This window comes from Streptomyces sp. NPDC057623 (assembly GCF_042800355.1).
Taxonomy (GTDB): Bacteria; Actinomycetota; Actinomycetes; order Streptomycetales; family Streptomycetaceae; genus Streptomyces.
Genome location: NZ_JBHVGZ010000002.1, coordinates 324,152 through 341,164, shown reverse-complemented (window position 1 = coordinate 341,164; position 17,013 = coordinate 324,152). Strand labels below are relative to the sequence as shown.

The 17,013-nt window shown below is 71.4% G+C and carries 15 protein-coding genes; 7 read left to right on the top strand and 8 right to left on the bottom strand.

All coding sequences use genetic code 11. The annotated features are described in order from the left end of the window. Positions 1-32 precede the first annotated feature (32 nt). Entirely contained in the window at positions 33-1,112 is a 1,080-nt protein-coding gene (locus tag ACFU95_RS03700; RefSeq protein ID WP_383821158.1) for a C40 family peptidase, read from the top strand. Position 1,113: 1 nt separating this feature from the next. Here ACFU95_RS03700 and ACFU95_RS03695 read toward each other — a convergent pair whose 3' ends face one another. Genes ACFU95_RS03695 through ACFU95_RS03675 form a run of 5 tightly spaced genes read right to left on the bottom strand, consistent with a single transcriptional unit; the run spans position 1,114 to position 6,819 of the window. Further along, entirely contained in the window at positions 1,114-2,367 is a 1,254-nt protein-coding gene (locus ACFU95_RS03695; RefSeq protein WP_383821155.1) for a styrene monooxygenase/indole monooxygenase family protein, read from the bottom strand. A gap of 28 nt (positions 2,368-2,395) precedes the next feature. After that, positions 2,396-3,034: an ATP/GTP-binding protein gene (locus tag ACFU95_RS03690; RefSeq protein WP_383821152.1), complete on the bottom strand. Its 639-nt coding sequence runs from the start codon at positions 3,032-3,034 to the stop codon at positions 2,396-2,398. Continuing rightward, positions 3,015-3,443: a DUF742 domain-containing protein gene (locus tag ACFU95_RS03685; RefSeq protein WP_383821149.1), complete on the bottom strand. Its 429-nt coding sequence runs from the start codon at positions 3,441-3,443 to the stop codon at positions 3,015-3,017. Before ACFU95_RS03685 ends, ACFU95_RS03690 begins: the two co-directional genes overlap by 20 nt. Next, positions 3,440-3,943: a roadblock/LC7 domain-containing protein gene (locus ACFU95_RS03680; protein ID WP_383821146.1), complete on the bottom strand. Its 504-nt coding sequence runs from the start codon at positions 3,941-3,943 to the stop codon at positions 3,440-3,442. The genes ACFU95_RS03685 and ACFU95_RS03680 overlap by 4 nt, the downstream gene beginning before the upstream one ends. After that, the gene (locus ACFU95_RS03675) at positions 3,940-6,819 is read right to left on the bottom strand and encodes a nitrate- and nitrite sensing domain-containing protein (protein WP_383821143.1); all 2,880 of its coding nucleotides are present in this window, start codon (positions 6,817-6,819) and stop codon (positions 3,940-3,942) included. The genes ACFU95_RS03680 and ACFU95_RS03675 overlap by 4 nt, the downstream gene beginning before the upstream one ends. 418 nt (positions 6,820-7,237) lie before the next feature. On the opposite strand from ACFU95_RS03675, the gene ACFU95_RS03670 reads away from it, so the two are divergent. After that, positions 7,238-8,026, top strand: a complete 789-nt coding sequence (locus ACFU95_RS03670) for a protein phosphatase 2C domain-containing protein (protein ID WP_383821140.1) — start codon at positions 7,238-7,240, stop codon at positions 8,024-8,026. A 125-nt stretch (positions 8,027-8,151) separates the two neighbouring features. Here ACFU95_RS03670 and ACFU95_RS03665 read toward each other — a convergent pair whose 3' ends face one another. Beyond that, a complete protein-coding gene (locus ACFU95_RS03665; protein WP_383821137.1) occupies positions 8,152-8,664 on the bottom strand; it encodes a MarR family winged helix-turn-helix transcriptional regulator in 513 nt (170 codons plus the stop codon). Positions 8,665-8,903: 239 nt separating this feature from the next. Here ACFU95_RS03665 and ACFU95_RS03660 point away from each other — a divergent pair, with 239 nt between their 5' ends. Beyond that, a complete protein-coding gene (locus tag ACFU95_RS03660; protein WP_383821134.1) occupies positions 8,904-9,752 on the top strand; it encodes a lysozyme in 849 nt (282 codons plus the stop codon). Between the two features lie 102 nt (positions 9,753-9,854). Here the strand turns inward: ACFU95_RS03660 and lon are convergent, their stop codons facing one another. Beyond that, the gene (gene lon / locus ACFU95_RS03655) at positions 9,855-12,269 is read right to left on the bottom strand and encodes an endopeptidase La (RefSeq protein ID WP_383821131.1); all 2,415 of its coding nucleotides are present in this window, start codon (positions 12,267-12,269) and stop codon (positions 9,855-9,857) included. A 169-nt stretch (positions 12,270-12,438) separates the two neighbouring features. Between lon and ACFU95_RS03650 the strand changes: the two genes are divergently transcribed. Then, complete coding sequence (locus tag ACFU95_RS03650) at positions 12,439-13,233, top strand: GNAT family N-acetyltransferase (RefSeq protein ID WP_383821128.1); 795 nt, start codon at positions 12,439-12,441, stop codon at positions 13,231-13,233. Here ACFU95_RS03650 and ACFU95_RS03645 read toward each other — a convergent pair. Beyond that, positions 13,216-14,061, bottom strand: coding sequence for a rhomboid-like protein (locus tag ACFU95_RS03645; RefSeq protein WP_383821125.1), 846 nt, complete (start codon positions 14,059-14,061; stop codon positions 13,216-13,218). The two genes, ACFU95_RS03650 and ACFU95_RS03645, sit on opposite strands and share 18 nt — an antisense overlap. Positions 14,062-14,276: 215 nt before the next feature. Between ACFU95_RS03645 and ACFU95_RS03640 the strand changes: the two genes are divergently transcribed. From ACFU95_RS03640 to ACFU95_RS03630, 3 genes are all read left to right on the top strand, one after another. Then, positions 14,277-14,954, top strand: coding sequence for a spermidine synthase (locus ACFU95_RS03640; protein ID WP_383821123.1), 678 nt, complete (start codon positions 14,277-14,279; stop codon positions 14,952-14,954). A 132-nt stretch (positions 14,955-15,086) separates the two neighbouring features. Next, positions 15,087-15,824, top strand: coding sequence for a response regulator transcription factor (locus tag ACFU95_RS03635; protein ID WP_003997964.1), 738 nt, complete (start codon positions 15,087-15,089; stop codon positions 15,822-15,824). Beyond that, positions 15,821-16,924 (top strand): sensor histidine kinase, encoded by a 1,104-nt coding sequence (locus tag ACFU95_RS03630; RefSeq protein WP_383821120.1) that lies wholly within the window; start codon positions 15,821-15,823, stop codon positions 16,922-16,924. Before ACFU95_RS03635 ends, ACFU95_RS03630 begins: the two co-directional genes overlap by 4 nt. Positions 16,925-17,013 lie beyond the last annotated feature (89 nt).

The following is a 17,013-nucleotide window of genomic DNA, read 5'->3' as shown; positions in this document are numbered from 1 at the left end:
GCAGAGATCCTCTCCGCACCGGAGGTGATGACGTGTCAGGAAGGCTTCTGCGTCTGGCTTGTACAGCGGCGGCGACGACGGCGGCCGCCACGATCCTCGCATCCGCATCGGCGACCGCACCCGCGACGGCGGCCCCCGAACCCCGGGAGCGATCCGACCGTTCCACGGCAAGCCTCCTGACAGATCTCCAACGCCTCTACCGAAAGACCGAGCAGGCCACGGAGACCTACAACGCGACCGCCGAGAAGCTGAAGAAGCAGCGCACCGAGGTGGCCCGCCTGGACGCCGCCCTGGCCCGCGCCCGCGTCTCCCTGCACGACAGCCGAGGCGCGGCCGGCCGCCTGGCCCGCCAGCAGTACCAGAACACCACCGACATCTCCCCGTACGTACGGCTGCTCCTGGCCCGCGACCCCCAGCACGCCCTGGACCAGGGCCACGTCATCGGCCTGCTGGCACGCGAGCGCGCCGAAGCGGTCGGCCGGCTCACCGGCACGGAAAACAGGGCCGACGAGCTGGCCCACCGGGCGCGCAAGGCCCTCGACGCCCGACTCGCCCTGTCCGAACGGCAGAAGAAGGACAGGGACGCCGTGAAGAAGCGCCTCAAGAAGGTGGAGGAACTCCTGGCGTCCCTGACCGCCGCCCAGCTCAAGGCCCTGGCCGAATTCGAGAAGACCGACATCGCCAAGGCGCAGAGAGCCTTCATGGCGTCCGGCGCCCTGGCCAAGGAGGACCACAAGCCGTCCTCCGAGGCCCACCGGGCGATCCGCTACGCCAGGAAGCAGCTGGGAAAGCCGTACAAGTGGGGTGCCGAGGGCCCGAAGTCGTACGACTGCTCGGGCCTGACGTCCGAGGCATGGGCCCACGCCGGCACCCCGATCCCCCGCACGAGCCAGGAGCAGTGGGCCCGGCTCGACCGCGTCCCGCTGCCGGAGTTGCGTCCGGGAGACCTGGTCATCTACTTCCCGGACGCCACGCACGTGGCGATCTACGTCGGCCGGGGCAAGGTGATCCAGGCCCCGCGCCCCGGCGAGAAGATCAGGGTCTCGCCGATCGCGTCGAACCCGGTCCTGGGCGCCGTACGCCCGGACGTACGCGGGAAGGCGGACCGCTAGGTCAGACCCCGGAGACCTCGGCGAGATACGCCTGGGTCTTCTCCGGCTCGTAGAAGAAGTCCTCGAAGTCGGCCGGGTCGTTGAACCCGTTGGCGAACCGGTCGGCCACCGCCGGCAGCTGCCCCGCCGCGCCGATGAGGTTGAGGATGTGCTCCGGCGGCGGCGCCAGCATGGCATTCGTCCACTTGGTCACGTGCTGCGCGGTGGCCCAGTACCGGTCGAACGTGGCGCGCATCCACGCCTCGTCGAACTCCTTGTCCCCGTGCTCGACGATCGAGGCGAGATACGCGGCCGCGCACTTGGACGCCGAGTTGGACCCCTGCCCGGTGATCGGGTCGTTGGCCACGACGACGTCCGCGACGCCCAGCACGAGCCCGCCACCGGGCAGCTGCCCGACAGGGTTGCGGACGGTCGGCGCATACCGCCCGCTCAGCACGCCCCCCGCGTCCGTGAGCTCGACCTTGGTGGCCCGCGCGTACTCCCAGGGCACGTACTTCTCCATGAGTTCCAGGGTCAGGGAGAGGTGTTCCGCCGGGTCCTGCACGCCGTCGAAGACATCGAGCGGCCCGCCGGGTATGCCCTCCCAGAACAGGATGTCGGCGCGCCCGGAGGTCGTCAGGGTGGGCATGACGAACAGTTCACCGAGGCCGGGGACGAGGTTGCAGCCGACGCCCTCCTGGTCCGGGAGGTCCGGACGCGGGCCCAGGCCGTGGACGTACGACACGGCCAGCGCGCGCTGCGGCTCGCTGTACGGGGACCGCTCCGCGTCCCGCTCGAACATCTGGACGAGTTCGCCCTTGCCCGCCGACACCAGCACCAGGTCGTACGTACGGGAGAAGTAGTCGAGGTCGCCGACCGCCACGCCATGGATGACCAGCTGGCCGCCGCGCTGTGCGAACGTCTCCATCCAGCCGGCCATCTTCACCCGCTGGTCGACCGACTGCGCGAAGTGGTCGAGATGTCCGGTCCAGCCGATCGCCCGCGCCGCCGGGCCCTCGCTCCACGAGCCGGGGGCTGCCACCGAGAGCCCGAGTCCTTCGATCTTCGGGGCCTGGGACTCCCAGAAGTTCAGCTGGAGATCGCGCTCGTGCTGGAGTGCCGTGTGGAACATGCACTGCGTGGACATGACCCGGCCGGAGCGGATCTCGTCCGCCGTCCGGTTGGACATCAGGGTGACCTCGTATCCGTGCGACTGGAGTCCGAGGGCTATCTGGAGTCCGGACTGACCGGCTCCGACGACGAGTATCTTCCGCATCCGGGGCTGCTCTCCTACCTTCGGGGATCTACTCGGGGGTTTCGTCGAGCGCGTGACCGACCAGGGCGAGAAGGGTCTCGATCACCGTGATCCGGCGGCGCGCATCCATGATCATTACAGGTATGTGCGCCGGGATCGTCAATGCCTCCCGCACGTCCTCCGGGTCGAACGCCTCGCTGTCGTCGAAGTGGTTGACCGCGACGACGTACGGCAGCCCGCAGCTCTCGAAGTAGTCCAGCGCGGGGAAGCAGTCCTTCAGCCGCCGGGTGTCGGCCAGGACGACCGCACCGATCGCGCCGCGCACCAGGTCGTCCCACATGAACCAGAAGCGCTGCTGGCCCGGCGTGCCGAACAGGTACAGCACCAGGTCGTTGTCGAGCGTGATGCGGCCGTAGTCCATGGCCACGGTGGTGGTCAGCTTGCCGGGCGTCGAGGTGAGGTCGTCGGTCCCCTCGCTCGCCTCGGTCATCAGCGCCTCGGTCTGCAGCGGTGTGATCTCCGAGACGGCGGTGACCAGCGTGGTCTTGCCGACGCCGAAGCCACCCGCCACGACTATCTTCGTGGCGACGGGGGCCCGGGTACGGTCCGTCTGCCAAGGCTGTTCGGGCCCCTCTTCGGCGAGGAGCGGGTAGACACCGCGAGCGGCGTCAGAGACGACGGAGTCCACTCAGCACCCTTTCCAGCAGTGCGCGTTCCGGCCGGCCCGTGCCGTGGCCGGTTCCGGTGCCGTACACACGGATCTTTCCCTGGTCCGCGAGATCGCTGAGGAGCACGCGGACCACGCCGAGCGGCATCTTCAGCAGCGCGGCGATCTCGGCCACCGTGCGCATACGGCGGCACAGTTCGACGATGGCCCGCATCTCCGGCATCACTTTGGTGGTGAGTGATCCGTTCGTCAGTTCCCTGCGCTCCTCGCCGGCCTCCAGCGCGGCCGTGCTGCTGACGAACGTCTCGACGAGCAGGACGTGGCCGAAGCGGGTGCGGCCGCCGGTGAGCGAGTAGGGGCGCACGCGGGCGGGCTTGCGGTCGCCGCCGCGGACGGGGAGCTGGGGCCTGTGCTGGGGGGCGTTGTTCATCGGGTACTCCCTGCCGACGCGGCCTCCAGCGACTTCCGTAGCTCGCTGCGGAGTTCGGGGGTCAGGACATGGCCGGCGCGGCCGACGAAGAGCGCCATGTGGTAGGCCACCACGCTCATGTCGCAGTCCGCGGAGCCGTGCACGCCGAGCAGCGAGCCGTCGCTGATGGACATCACGAACAGGCTGCCCTCCGCCATCGCGATCATCGTGTGCTTCACCCCGCCGAACTGCATCAGCTTGGCGGCGCCGATGGTGAGGCTGCCGATGCCGGAGACGATGGTGGCCAGGTCGGCGGAGGAGCCGCGCGGGCCGGTGGGCTTGCCGGTCCTGGCTTCTCGGGCCTCGGCGTTGCGTTCGTGGTCCGAGGAGAGCAGGAGCAACCCGTCGGAGGAGACCACCGCGACTGACTGGATGCCCGGCACCTCCTCGACCAGATTCGTCAACAACCAGTGCAGGTTGCGGGCTTCACTGCTCAGTCCGAAGGTACTGGGCGCGGTCAACTGCTTGCCTCCTCGACTGTGCCCCCCGTGGCTGCTTCGGATTCTGCTGTCGGGACCTTGTTCTGGCCCGTGTGTTCGGCGATCTCCGCCTGTACGTCGCGGTGTCCCGCTTCCGCTCCCCTGCGGAAGCCGCCGAGTCTCCGGCGGAGGGCTTCGGCGTCGACGGTGCCGGTCCGCTGGCGCGGGGCCTGGGCGGGGGCGGTGATCTTCGGAGTGCGTTTGGGGAGGCCCTTGTCGGTGAGGGGGTCCTCCGGTGCGTCCGGGACGCGTTCGTGTTCCGCCTCGGCTTCGCCTTCGGCGGGGATCTCGTTCCCACCCGGACCGCCCGTGCGGGCGTCGTCGTCGGGTGCGGGCGGCCCCAGTGGGGCGTCCTCGCCGTCGGCGAGCTCGGCGGCGGACTCCGCGGTCGTGGGCTCGGCGCCCTCCGGACCGGCAGCCGTCGGCCCCCCGGCCGTCGGCCCCGGCTGTGCCGGGATCAGGAGTTCCATCGTGGTCTCGGCAGGGTGCTCGCGCTCCTGCTCGACCTCGGGCACGGCCGGCGGGCTGTCCTGCGCCGTCTCCCGTACGGCCTTCTCCGCCAGGGCCACCAGCGGGTCGACGCCCTTGGCGCGGCCGTGCAGGACGTTGGAGTTGGCCTCCGCGTCGGCGCCGGGGAGGGAGAAGGTCTGGGAGCCGGTGGCGTGCGGTGAGGCCGAGGGGACCGCGGCCGCGGGGGCGGCGGCCAGGAGGCCCTTGGGCAGCACCGCGACCGCCGCGATGCCGCCCTGCTTCTGCTCGCGGAGCTGCACGCGGACGCCGTGGCGGTGGGCGAGGCGGGCCACGACGTAGAGGCCGAGGCCCAGGCCGTCGTCGCCCTCCTGGTCGTAGGTGTTCTCGGGGTCGAAGTCGGCGAGGCGGGAGTTGAGGCGGGTCAGGCGCTCGCCCGTCATCGCGATGCCCTCGTCCTGGACGGAGAGCATGACCTCGCCGCTCTCCAGCAGCCAGCCGGAGACCTCGACGGGCAGGTCGGGCGGGGAGAACGCCGTCGCGTTCTCCATCAGCTCGGCCAGCAGGTGGGAGAGGTCGTCGGCGGCGAAGCCGGCCACGTGGGCGTGGGGCGGGAGCGCGGCGATGCGGACGCGCTCGTACCGCTCGATCTCGCTGACCGCCGCGCGGACGACGTCGACGAGCGGGACCGGTCCCGCGTGCTGCTGGACATGCTCGGTGCCCGCCAGGACGAGGAGGTTCTCGCTGTGCCGGCGCATGACCGTGGCGAAGTGGTCGAGCTTGAAGAGCGTGGAGAGGCGCTCGGGGTCCTGCTCGCGCTCCTCCAGGCCCTCGATGACGGCGAGCTGGCGCTCGACGAGGCCGAGGGTGCGCAGGGCGAGGTTGACGAAGGTGTTGCCGATGCTGTCCCGCAGGCGGTCCAGCTGGGCGGCGGAATCGGCGAGTTCGGTGCGCAGCCCTTCGCGGGCGTCGGCCATCTTCTGGCGCTGGCCGACGAGGTGCTTGCGGTCGGACTCCAGGGTGGTGATGCGCTCGTGGAGGGCGACGGTGTGGGCGTGCAGGGCGTTGACGGAGTTGACGACCTGGGCGAACTCGTCCTTGCGGCCGTTGAACTTGACGGGTTCCTCGGCCGCCGGGTCCTCGGCCCGGGCAAGCCGGGCGGAGCCGAGCCGCAGGACGGCGAGGGGCCGGGTGAGGCTGCGGGCCATGCCCGTGGCGACGCCCACGGCGAGCAGCATCAGGGCACCGAGGATCGCGATACGGATCTCCAGCGCGGTGACGTCGTCGTCGCGCAGCAGCTCCAGGTCCTTGGTGCGGCGGTCGTAGAGGGCGGACTCCACGCCGCGCATCAGGTCGACGCGGGCGGAGAGGGCGGCCTCGGCGCGCTTGGTGTCGGTGGCCAGGTCCCGGTCGGAGAGCGTGGCCTGGTCGGTGAGGGCGGCCAGGTACCGGTCGGCGGTGTTGACCTCGTGGCCGGTGACCGTGGAGTCGTACGAGGTGCGCGCGGTCTTCGGCGCGGTGTCGCGGAAGTCGGCGAGGGCGGCGTCGGAGCGCAGACGGGCCTGCTGGGCGGCGGCCGCGAGGGCGGCGCGCTGCCTGGCGTCGGCGTCCGAGGAGGTCTCCCGGGTGCTCGCGATGCCGGTGACCGGGTCGACGACGGTCTCGGTGGTGGTCGGCACGCTGAGGGCGGCGAGCAGCAGCCCCCGGGCGGCGGCGGCCTGCTGGACGGCGGAGTCCAGCTCGGCGAGCGCGTAGGCGCCGGCGCCCGCGCGGGGCGGCGTCTGTGCGGCCAGGCGGTCGGCGAGCCGGTGGAGTTCGGTGATGACGGCCGAGTAGGCGGTGTGTGCTTCCAGCGCGCTGCTCTGGCCGGTGAGCGCGCCCCTGCGCAGTGCCGCGATGCCGTCGAGGTCGTCGCGCAGCGAGGCGGGCGTGATGGGGGTCCCCCCGCGCGAGTCGGGCGAAGCCGGTTCGAGCGTGGGGGAGTCGGCGCGCAGTTCCTCGACCTGCCGGTCGACGCGGACGCTGCGCTGCTCGCTGGGCGCCTTGGACTTGGGGCGACCGGCCGCGATGTACGAGGTGACCTCGTCGCGTTCGTCGGCGAGGGAGTGGGCGAGGGTGAGCGCGTCCTCGGTCTGCTCGGCGAGCGTCACCAGCTCCTGGGAGTCGTGCAGTTGCCCGGAGGCGGCGACGACCGAGGGGACGCCGGCGCCGGCGATGGCGGCGGCCACGACGGCCACGGCGACGATCAGCCGGTTCCGTACGTGTGTCGGGCGCCCCTTGCCGGCGGGTGCGGCGTCGCTGGTGGCGCCTGTCGTGGCACCGGGAGCGGGCTGCGCGCCCCCCGTGGAGGGCGTCTGCTTGCCTGAGCGACGTGGCCGCATCTTCTGCACCGGTGCTCGCATTCCTGACTCGTGATACCCATGGGTCCGGATGACGCTCCGTCAACTACCGCCGACCTTGCGTACACCCCTCCCCCAAGCTCTCGACTTCGCTCGAGCAGGGGGTGTCCTCACCGGTCCCCGACCCTCCCAGTGCCGGTGGGCAACGGCCGCGCATCACCTGACCCGCCACCCGAAGGAGTGAACCCCGGAGGGGAGTTGGCGGGCAAGTTCCTCCGGCGCGTGCACGCGCTGCGCCCGGCGGGCCGGTTGGACGTCTGCGGCGGGCGGTGGCAGTATTCGCCGCCACGTCTTCCCGGAGCCATTCATTCCACCCCAAATCAGACGCCTGACCTGCGCGGCCGCACCCTTTCGGCAGCTGATGCGACCCCTTCGCGAACCTTGTGAAGGGCTCGTGCAGACTGGCTGAATGCGAACAGAGCTTGTTTCGGAGCCCGGTGATCCGGCCCGCCCCAACGAGGACTTCGCGAGTGTCGGCCTCCCCGTCTCGGGACAGGGCGGCGTACTGGTGGTCCTGGACGGAGTGACCCCGCCGAGGGGCGAGACGGGCTGTCTGCATTCGGTCCCCTGGTTCACCGCGCGGCTCGGCGGAGCCCTGACCGAACTGACCGTTTCACTCCCCGATGTTCCCCTCGCCGACGCGCTGAGCGCCGCCCTCACGCGTACCGCCGAGGCTCATACACAAACCTGTGACCTTTCTCACCCACGCACCCCACAGGCAACGGTGGTTCTGGCCCGCTGGTCGGCGGAGACGGTGGAGTACCTGATCCTCTGCGACTCGGCCCTGCTGCTGGAGTCGCCCGACGGCACGGTCACCGCGTACCTGGACGACCGGCTGGCCCGCCTCCCGCGTGCCTCGCTGGCCACGGACGCCCTGATCGACGCTCACATCCGCAACAAGGAGGGCGGCTTCTTCACGGCCGCCGCGGATCCGTCGGTGGCGGCGCGGGCGGTGACGGGGGTGCTGCCGCGCGGGGAGGTCCAGGCCATGGCGGCGCTGACGGACGGGGCGACACGCTGGGTGGAGAAGTTCCGGGAGGGGGACTGGGGGGACTGCTTCACCTTCCTGCGGAAGGAAGGAGCGCGGGCTCTGGTGGACCGGGTACGGATGCTGGAGCGGGCCGACGCGCAGGAGCGGACCTGTCTGGGGCGGAGCAAGACGCACGACGACGCGACGGTCGTGTACGTGGAGGGGTGAGCGGCGGGCGTCGCTCGCTCCGGGGCGGCCCGGGAGCCCGGGGAGCCCGCTCCTCCGGCTTCCCCCTCTTCCCGGCTTCTCCCCTCTTCCCGGCGCCCGTCTCATCCCGGCGCCCGTCTCTTCCTCTACTTCTCCATCCCCCGGTTCAGCTGGTTCAGCAGCCGGGCCAGCTCCGCGACCTCGCGCGGGTCCCAGTGGGAGAGTTGCTCGACGTAGCTCGCCCGCCGCGCCTCCCGCACCTTGGCGACCCGGCCCCGCCCCTCCTCCGTGAGGTGCACCAGCCAGGCCCGCCCGTCGGCGGGGTCGGGCTCGCGGGCGACCAGGCCCAGATCCTCCAGGGCGCGCAGCTGGCGGGACATGGTGGCTTTGCCGACGCCGATGTAGGCGGCGAGTTCGGTGGCCCGCAGCCGCGTGGACTCGTCCAGGCGTACCAGCAGCCCGTACGCCGCCGACTCCAGGTCCGGATGGACCTCGCGGGCCATCTCGCCCTGCTTGGCCCGGGCGCGCCGGAACAGGACCGTCAACTCGCGCTCCAGATCGAGGAACTCGGGCCGGCCCAGGCCGCCACCGGGCGCTCCCACAGAGGGGGCACCCTCGGACTCGACTCGCCGTCCGTCCCCGTTTCCGTCTTCCCGCACGTCAGCCCCTGCCTCGAATTTCCCGGTCCGGAGAGTTTCCGCCGACCGTCGTCATTGCCGCAGCTCCGCCAGTATTTCGCAGGCTTGGACCAACGGCAGCCTCCGGACCCCCTTCCACCTGCCCTTCTGCGTGCCTGGCTGCTGTGACCAGGCACTCCTATGGCATGCCCACGCCATGACCACGACGGTCGCGGCGCGCGTTTCCCCAACGAGCGTCACCGAGCCCGCGGAGGCACGCTATGCCCGTGCACAGACCCGAACCGCCCCGCCCCCGGCGCCCGCACCTCGCCGGGCTCCTGCTCACCGCCGTCCTCTCTCTTCTACTCGCCACCCAACCCTCCCCCGCCTCCGCCGACGACACCCCGCCGGCGAGCGACACCCCGCCCCGCGGCTCCGCCCACATGGGCATGGGCGTCCTGGCCCATGACGGCACCGACGGCGTCCCCGACGCCGCGCTGGCCGCCGAGACCGAGGGCGTCGACGTCTCCAGCCACCAGGGGAACGTCGCCTGGCCGACCCTGTGGGACAGCGGAGTGAAGTGGGCCTATGTGAAGGCCACCGAGGGGACCTACTACACCAACCCCTACTTCACCCAGCAGTACACCGGCTCCTACGACGTCGGCATGATCCGCGGCTCATACCACTTCGCCACCCCGGACACCACCAATGGCGCAACCCAGGCCGACTACTTCGTCGACCACGGCGGCGGCTGGTCCCGCGACGGCAAGACCCTGCCGGGCGCCCTCGACATCGAGTGGAACCCGTACGGCGACGCCTGCTACGGCAAGACGCCCAGCGCGATGGTCGCCTGGATCCGCGACTTCCTGACGCGGTACAAGGCCCGCACCGGCCGCGACCCCGTCATCTACACGGCCACCAGCTGGTGGAAGCAGTGCACCGGCAACCACAGCGGCTTCGCCTCCGCCAACCCGCTGTGGATCGCCCGGTACGCCTCGGCCGTGGGCGAGTTGCCGGCGGGCTGGAGTTACCACACCGCCTGGCAGTACACGTCCTCCGGACCGACCGTCGGCGACCACAACAGGTTCAACGGGACGCTGGACCGGCTCCAGGCCCTGGCGGACGGCTGACCCACGGCCGCACAGACGGCACGGCGAAGGCCCGGGCCCCTCACGGGGCCCGGGCCTTGTCCTCCGGCCCCCGCGGGCAGAGCCCGCTGATGGACCAGGTCGTCACGCCGCGACCGGAACCTCCGGCGCCGCGCCGTTGGTGGCCGGCGACAGTGCCAGTTCCAGGACCTGGCGGACATCCGTCACGGCGTGGACTTCGAGCTTGTCCAGCACCTCGGCGGGGACGTCGTCCAGGTCGGGCTCGTTGCGCTTGGGGATGACGACGGTCGTGACGCCTGCCCGGTGGGCCGCCAGCAGCTTCTGCTTCACGCCGCCGATGGGCAGGACGCGGCCGGTCAGGGAGACCTCGCCCGTCATCGCCACGTCCGTGCGGACCAGGCGCCCGGACAGGAGCGACGCGAGAGCCGTCGTCATCGTGATGCCCGCGCTCGGACCGTCCTTCGGCACCGCACCGGCCGGGAAGTGGATGTGCACGCCCCGGTCCTTCAGGTCGGCGACGGGCAGCTCCAGTTCCGCGCCGTGCGAGCGCAGGAAGGACAGGGCGATCTGCGCGCTCTCCTTCATCACGTCACCCAGTTGGCCCGTCAGGGTCAGGCCCGCCGCGCCCGTCTCCGGGTCGGCCAGCGACGCCTCCACGAACAGCACGTCACCGCCTGCGCCGGTCACCGCCAGGCCCGTCGCCACGCCCGGCACCGCTGTACGGCGCTGCGCGGGGTCCTGGGCGGACTCGGGCACGTGGTGCGGCCGGCCGATCAGTGCGCGCAGGTCGCCGTCCGCGATGGTGAACGGCAGCTTGCGCTCGCCCAGTTCGTGCTGGGCCGCGACCTTGCGCAGGAGCCGCGCGATCGACCGCTCCAGCGTGCGGACGCCGGCCTCGCGCGTGTACTCGCCGGCGAGCTTGCGCAGCGCGCTCTCGTCGAGCGTCACCTCGTCCTTCGCCAGGCCCGCCCGTTCCAGCTGACGCGGGAGCAGGTGGTCGCGGGCGATGACGACCTTCTCGTCCTCGGTGTAGCCGTCGAGGCGGACCAGCTCCATACGGTCGAGCAGGGCCTCCGGGATGGCTTCCAGGACGTTGGCGGTGGCGAGGAAGACGACGTCCGACAGGTCCAGTTCCACTTCCAGGTAGTGGTCGCGGAAGGTGTGGTTCTGGGCCGGGTCCAGGACCTCCAGGAGCGCGGCCGCGGGGTCGCCCCGGAAGTCGGACCCCACCTTGTCGATCTCGTCGAGGAGGACGACCGGGTTCATCGACCCTGCCTCCTTGATCGCGCGCACGATCCGGCCGGGCAGCGCGCCGACGTACGTACGGCGGTGGCCGCGGATCTCGGCCTCGTCGCGGACGCCGCCGAGGGCGACCCGGACGAACTTCCGGCCCATGGCGTGCGCCACGGACTCGCCGAGCGAGGTCTTGCCCACGCCGGGCGGGCCGACGAGCGCGAGCACGGCACCGCCGCGCCGCCCGCCGACGACGCCCAGGCCCCGGTCGCTGCGGCGCTTGCGCACCGCCAGGTACTCGGTGATGCGCTCCTTCACGTCCTCGAGCCCGGCGTGCTCGGCGTCGAGGATCCGCTTGGCGCCCTGGATGTCGTACGCGTCCTCGGTCCGCTCGTTCCACGGGAGTTCGAGGACGGTGTCCAGCCAGGTGCGGATCCAGGAGCCCTCCGGGGACTGGTCGCTGGACCGCTCCAGCTTGTCGACCTCCTTGAGGGCCGCTTCCCGCACCTTCTCGGGCAGGTCGGCGGCCTCCACGCGGGCGCGGTAGTCGTCGGACTCCTCGCCGTCCTGTTCGCCGTTCAGCTCGCGCAGTTCCTTGCGGACGGCCTCCAGCTGACGGCGCAGCAGGAACTCGCGCTGCTGCTTGTCGACGCCTTCCTGGACGTCCTTGGCGATGGTTTCGGCGACGTCCTGTTCGGCGAGGTGGTCGCGCAGTTGCTGGGTGGCGAGCCTGAGGCGGGTGACCGGGTCGGCGGTCTCCAGCAGCTCCACCTTCTGCTCGGTGCTCAGGAAGGGCGAGTAGCCGGAGTTGTCGGCGAGGGCGGACACGTCGTCGATGGCCTGGACGCGGTCGACGACCTGCCAGGCGCCGCGCTTGCGCAGCCAGGCGGTGGCGAGGGCCTTGTACTCCTTCACCAGTTCGGCGACCTGTCCGGGCAGCGGCTCGGGCACGCTCTCGTCGAGCCGCGCGCCCTCGACCCAGAGTGCGGCTCCCGGTCCGGTCGTCCCGGCGCCGATCCTGACGCGGCCGCGACCGCGGATCAGGGCGCCCGGGTCGCCGTCGGCCAACCGGCCGACCTGCTCGACGGTGCCGAGCACGCCGGTGCCGGCGTAGGTCCCGTCGATGCGCGGCACCAGGAGCACCTTCGGCTTCCCGGGTTGCGCACGGGCGGCCGCCTGGGCGGCCTCCACCGCGGCGCGTACATCGGCGTCGTTCAAGTCCAGCGGGACCACCATCCCGGGCAGCACGACCTCGTCGTCGAGCGGCAGCACGGGCAGGGTGAGCGGTGTGGACGTCGAAGCCATGATCTCCCCTTAGGCAGTCAAGTTGAGTTATGCCGACTCAATGCACGGGGAGGCCCGAATGTTCCCGGGTCTCGGTTCGCTGTGAGTGATCAGCCGCCTCACACCCGGTGACCTCGGCTTTCGTGAATAAACGGTTGCCGCGGGTCGATCCTTCCCGCACCGTCTCCCCGTGACAGATACAGAGATCCTTCTCGCGGCCTACGACGACCAGATGCGCGGCGCGCCCCCGACTCCGCCCGTCGGCGTGACGTATGAACAGGACGGCCCGCTGCTGCGGATCGTCGGCGGATTCCGCGGCCTCGTCAGCGGCCCGCGCTCCCTCGGCGTGCGCGGCGCCGAGCTGGACCGGCTCATCGCGCGGCAGCGTGACTTCTTCGCGGCGCGCGGCGAGGCGGTGGAGTGGAAGACCCGCTCCCACGACGACCCGGCCGACCTCACCGACCGGCTGCGCGCGGCGGGCTTCGTGCCCGAGGACCAGGAGACGGTCCTGGTCGGACGTGCCGCCGACATGGCCGTACGGCAGCCGGTCCTTCCCGAGGGCGTGACGCTGCGCCGCGTCACGGCGGACGCGGACATGCGCCGGATCGCGGCGATGGAGTCGGTGGTGTGGGGCCAGGACTGGAGCTGGCTCGCCGAGGATCTGACCGGCCGGGTCGCGTCCGCCCCGGACGAGATCTCCGTCCATGTCGCCGAGGCGGACGGCGAGGTCGTCTCGGCCGCGTGGCTGGTGTTCCGGAAGGGGACCGCGTTCGCGAGCCTGTGGGGCGGGTCAACGCTGGCCGAGTGGCGGGGCCGCGGTGTCTACCGCGCGCTGGTCGCCACCCGCGCGGCCCTCGCCGTCGCCCGCGAGGTCACCTATCTGCATGTCGACGCCTCCGACGACAGCGCGCCCATCCTGCGGCGGCTGGGCTTCGCGGCGGTGACGACGACCACCCCGTACGTGTGGTCACCCCCGGCCGGCTGAGACCGGCTTCGCGTGCACGGCGCGCCGGCGCCGCACCACCGGCCACATCGCGATCCCGATGACCAGGGAGATCAGATGCCCCCAGTTGGTCAGCGGATCCGTGAGGTTCAGCAGGTCCTGGACCAGCATCGCGCCGAACAGGACCAGCACCGGCCACCGCAGCCACGGCCGCAGCAGCCCGGCCAGCGCGCCGGTGCTCGCGGCCACGCCGAAGCTGATGCCGTAGTCGAGGCGGTACAGGGAACTGTCGGGCAGGTGGCCGACCAGCACCGCGAGCCCCACCGGGACCTCGGTCGCGAGGGTGGCCAGGACATGTCCGCCGAGGAAGACGGCGGCGGTGCGCGCGCCGCCGATCCGCCGCTCCAGGGCGGTGAGCACAAGCAGGAAGCCGAGCGTGTACGGCGCCAGGAAGCCGCCCGCGATCCACAGCGCGCTGGCGAGCAGCACCAGCACGGGTGTCCGCACGAGGTGCGCGACATCGGTGCTGGAGCCCTGGTGCAGGGCGTGGACGAGGTCGGGGTCGGCGTACGTGGCGATCAGTGAGGTGACGGCCAGTACGGCGGCGTAGGCGAGGGTGAACGGGGTGCCGGTGGGGGTGGGAAGCAGGCGCCAGGGGCGGAAGGCGCGGATCGCGGGCGCGGGGGCCCCGCTCGCCGTGGCCTCGGTGAGCACCGGGGGCAGGGGCGGCAGCACCGGGGGCAGGGGCGGCGGCGCGGGCACCGTGGCGGCGCCCAGCGGTCCGCGCTGCCGTGGCATCCCGTCCAGCAGTTCGGCCACCTCGGGCGCCGGAGTGGAGCCCGTCACATCCCCGACCGCGGTCCGTTCCAAGGTGAGGCGCTCCTTCCGTTTATCCCACCCTCGGACCACCGCCCCGCCGTGTCTGTGATCAGCGCCACACCGAGGCCGATTCTCAGCAACCTCTCAAGAAGTTCTCGCGTCTCTATTGGGTTTCGCACCCTGAGAGGCCGGGGCCGCCGCGGGCAGCCCCGCCCCGTGACCCCAATTCCCCGGCCGCCCCGGCCCGGACCTGCCAGGATGGCCGGATGCCCGCTTCGTACGACATCCCCGAAGTCCTGGACCGTCGCGAGGGCCCGCACGGCGAGATCGTGCTGCGACGGCACGGAGAGCTGCTCCAGATCATCGCGAACGGCTGCTTTCTGATGGACACCTCCGACGGCCGCTCGGAGCGGCTGCTGATCGACGCGGCGCTCGGCGCGCTGGACGGGCGGCCGGCGCCGGAGGTACTGATCGGCGGGCTGGGCGTGGGGTTCTCGCTCGCACATGCCGCCGCCGATCCGCGCCCGGGACGGATCGCCGTCGTGGAGCGTGAGCACGCGATTATCGACTGGCATCGTGACGGCCCGTTGTCCGACTTCTCCGCCTCGGCCCTCGCCGATCCGCGCACCGAGATTCTGGAAACGGATCTCGTGGCGTACGTACATGAGACATCCGCCACGTATGACGCCCTGTGCCTCGACATCGACAACGGCCCCGGCTGGACGGTCACCGAGGGCAACGACAGCCTGTACTCACCGGCCGGACTGGCGGGCTGCGCAGGGGTGTTGAGGCCGGGTGGGGTGCTTGCCGTATGGTCCGCCCAGCCGTCTCCGGAATTCGAAGAAACCTTGTGTAATGCCGGATTCCAACAGGTGCGTACCGAAGAGATCCCCGTTGCCCGGGGCGTTCCGGACGTCGTACATCTCGCCGTACGACCTGGATAGCCGTGGCACGGTGACTCCCCGTACTCTGCTCACCTGACGCGGATCATTCAAGCGTCAATCGCAAGCATGCGCAGGCATAGCCAGATAGCGGGATCACCCCACGGATTCCGGAAAGCAACTTTGGGGCGGGCGATGGAGCAGACACACACCTCCCACAACGGCACGGCGGCGACCCCTGGTGCACAGCGCCGGGTCCTCGTGGTCGAGGACGATCCGACCATCGTGGACGCCATCGCGGCCCGTCTGCGCGCCGAGGGTTTCCTCGTGCAGACCGCGGGCGACGGTCCGGCGGCCGTCGACACGGCGGAGGCATGGCAGCCCGACCTGCTGATCCTCGACATCATGCTGCCGGGCTTCGACGGCCTGGAGGTATGCCGCCGGGTGCAGGCCCAGCGGCCGGTGCCGGTACTGATGCTGACCGCGCGTGACGACGAGACCGACATGCTGGTCGGGCTCGGGGTCGGCGCCGACGACTACATGACCAAGCCGTTCTCGATGCGGGAGCTGGCGGCGCGCGTGCATGTGCTGCTGCGCCGCGTCGAGCGGGCCGCGCTGGCCGCCACGACCCCCCGGTCGGGCATCCTTCGGCTCGGCGAGCTGGAGATCGACCACGCGCAGCGGCGGGTGCGGGTGCGCAGTGAGGACGTTCACCTCACCCCCACGGAGTTCGACCTCCTGGTGTGCCTGGCGAACACCCCGCGCGCGGTGCTCTCGCGTGAGCAGCTCCTCGCCGAGGTGTGGGACTGGGCCGACGCCTCCGGCACCCGGACCGTCGACAGCCACATCAAGGCGCTGCGCCGGAAGATCGGCGCCGAGCGGATCCGCACGGTGCACGGCGTGGGCTACGCCCTGGAGACCCCGACGCCATGAGCGACGGGCCGGCGCGGAGAGGCCCCGGGGAGCCCTGGGGCGGCGTAAGTCCGTTCTCGATCAAGACCAAGCTGGGCGCGCTGGTCATCATCGCGGTGCTGATCACCACCGGCCTGTCGATGATCGCCGTGCGCACCCAGACGGAGCTGCGCTTCATCACGGTCTTCTCGATGATCGCCACACTGCTCATTACGCAGTTCGTGGCGCATTCGCTCACCGCGCCGCTGGACGAGATGAACGCGGTGGCCCGGTCCATCTCGCACGGCGACTACACCCGCCGGGTACGCGACAACCGCCGGGACGAGCTGGGCGACCTCGCCGGGACGATCAACCTCATGGCCGACGAGCTGGAGGCCCAGGACCAGCAGCGCAAGGAGCTGGTGGCGAACGTCTCGCACGAGCTGCGCACGCCGATCGCGGGCCTGCGGGCGGTCCTTGAGAACGTCGTCGACGGCATCGCCGAGGCCGACCCCGAGACGATGCGTACGGCGCTGAAGCAGACCGAGCGCCTCGGCCGGCTCGTGGAGACGCTTCTCGACCTGTCCCGCCTGGACAACGGCGTCGTACCGCTGCGCCTGCGGCGCTTCGAGGTGTGGCCGTACCTGTCCGGTGTGCTGAAGGAGGCCAACATGGTCTCCTCGGCGCGCGGGGGCATGGCGTCGGGCTCCGGCAGCCACACCCGTACGGACGTCCATCTGCATCTCGACGTCTCCCCGCCGGAGCTGACCGCGCACGCCGACCCGGAGCGCATCCACCAGGTCGTCGCCAACCTCATCGACAACGCGATCAAGCACAGCCCGCCGCACGGCCGCGTGACGGTCAAGGCGCGGCGCGGGGCACACGCCGAGTCGCTGGTGCTGGAGGTCCTGGACGAGGGGCCGGGCATTCCGAGGTCGGACTGGCACCGGGTCTTCGAGCGGTTCAACCGGGGTGCCGTGAGCCGGCCGCACGGGCCGGGCAGCGACGGCGGTACGGGACTGGGGCTGGCGATCGCGCGCTGGGCCGTCGATCTGCACGGCGGCCGGATCGGAGTGGCCGAATCCGAGCGGGGTTGCCGGATTCTTGTCACACTCCCGGGGCAGCCATCCGTACCAAGTTGACGTAAAGTTCGAAGCGGAGCGCCAAGATCCACGTCTGTCCTGGCTGACGGACACGTGTGATCAGCGAGAGCCCCACGCCGTAGGCGTGC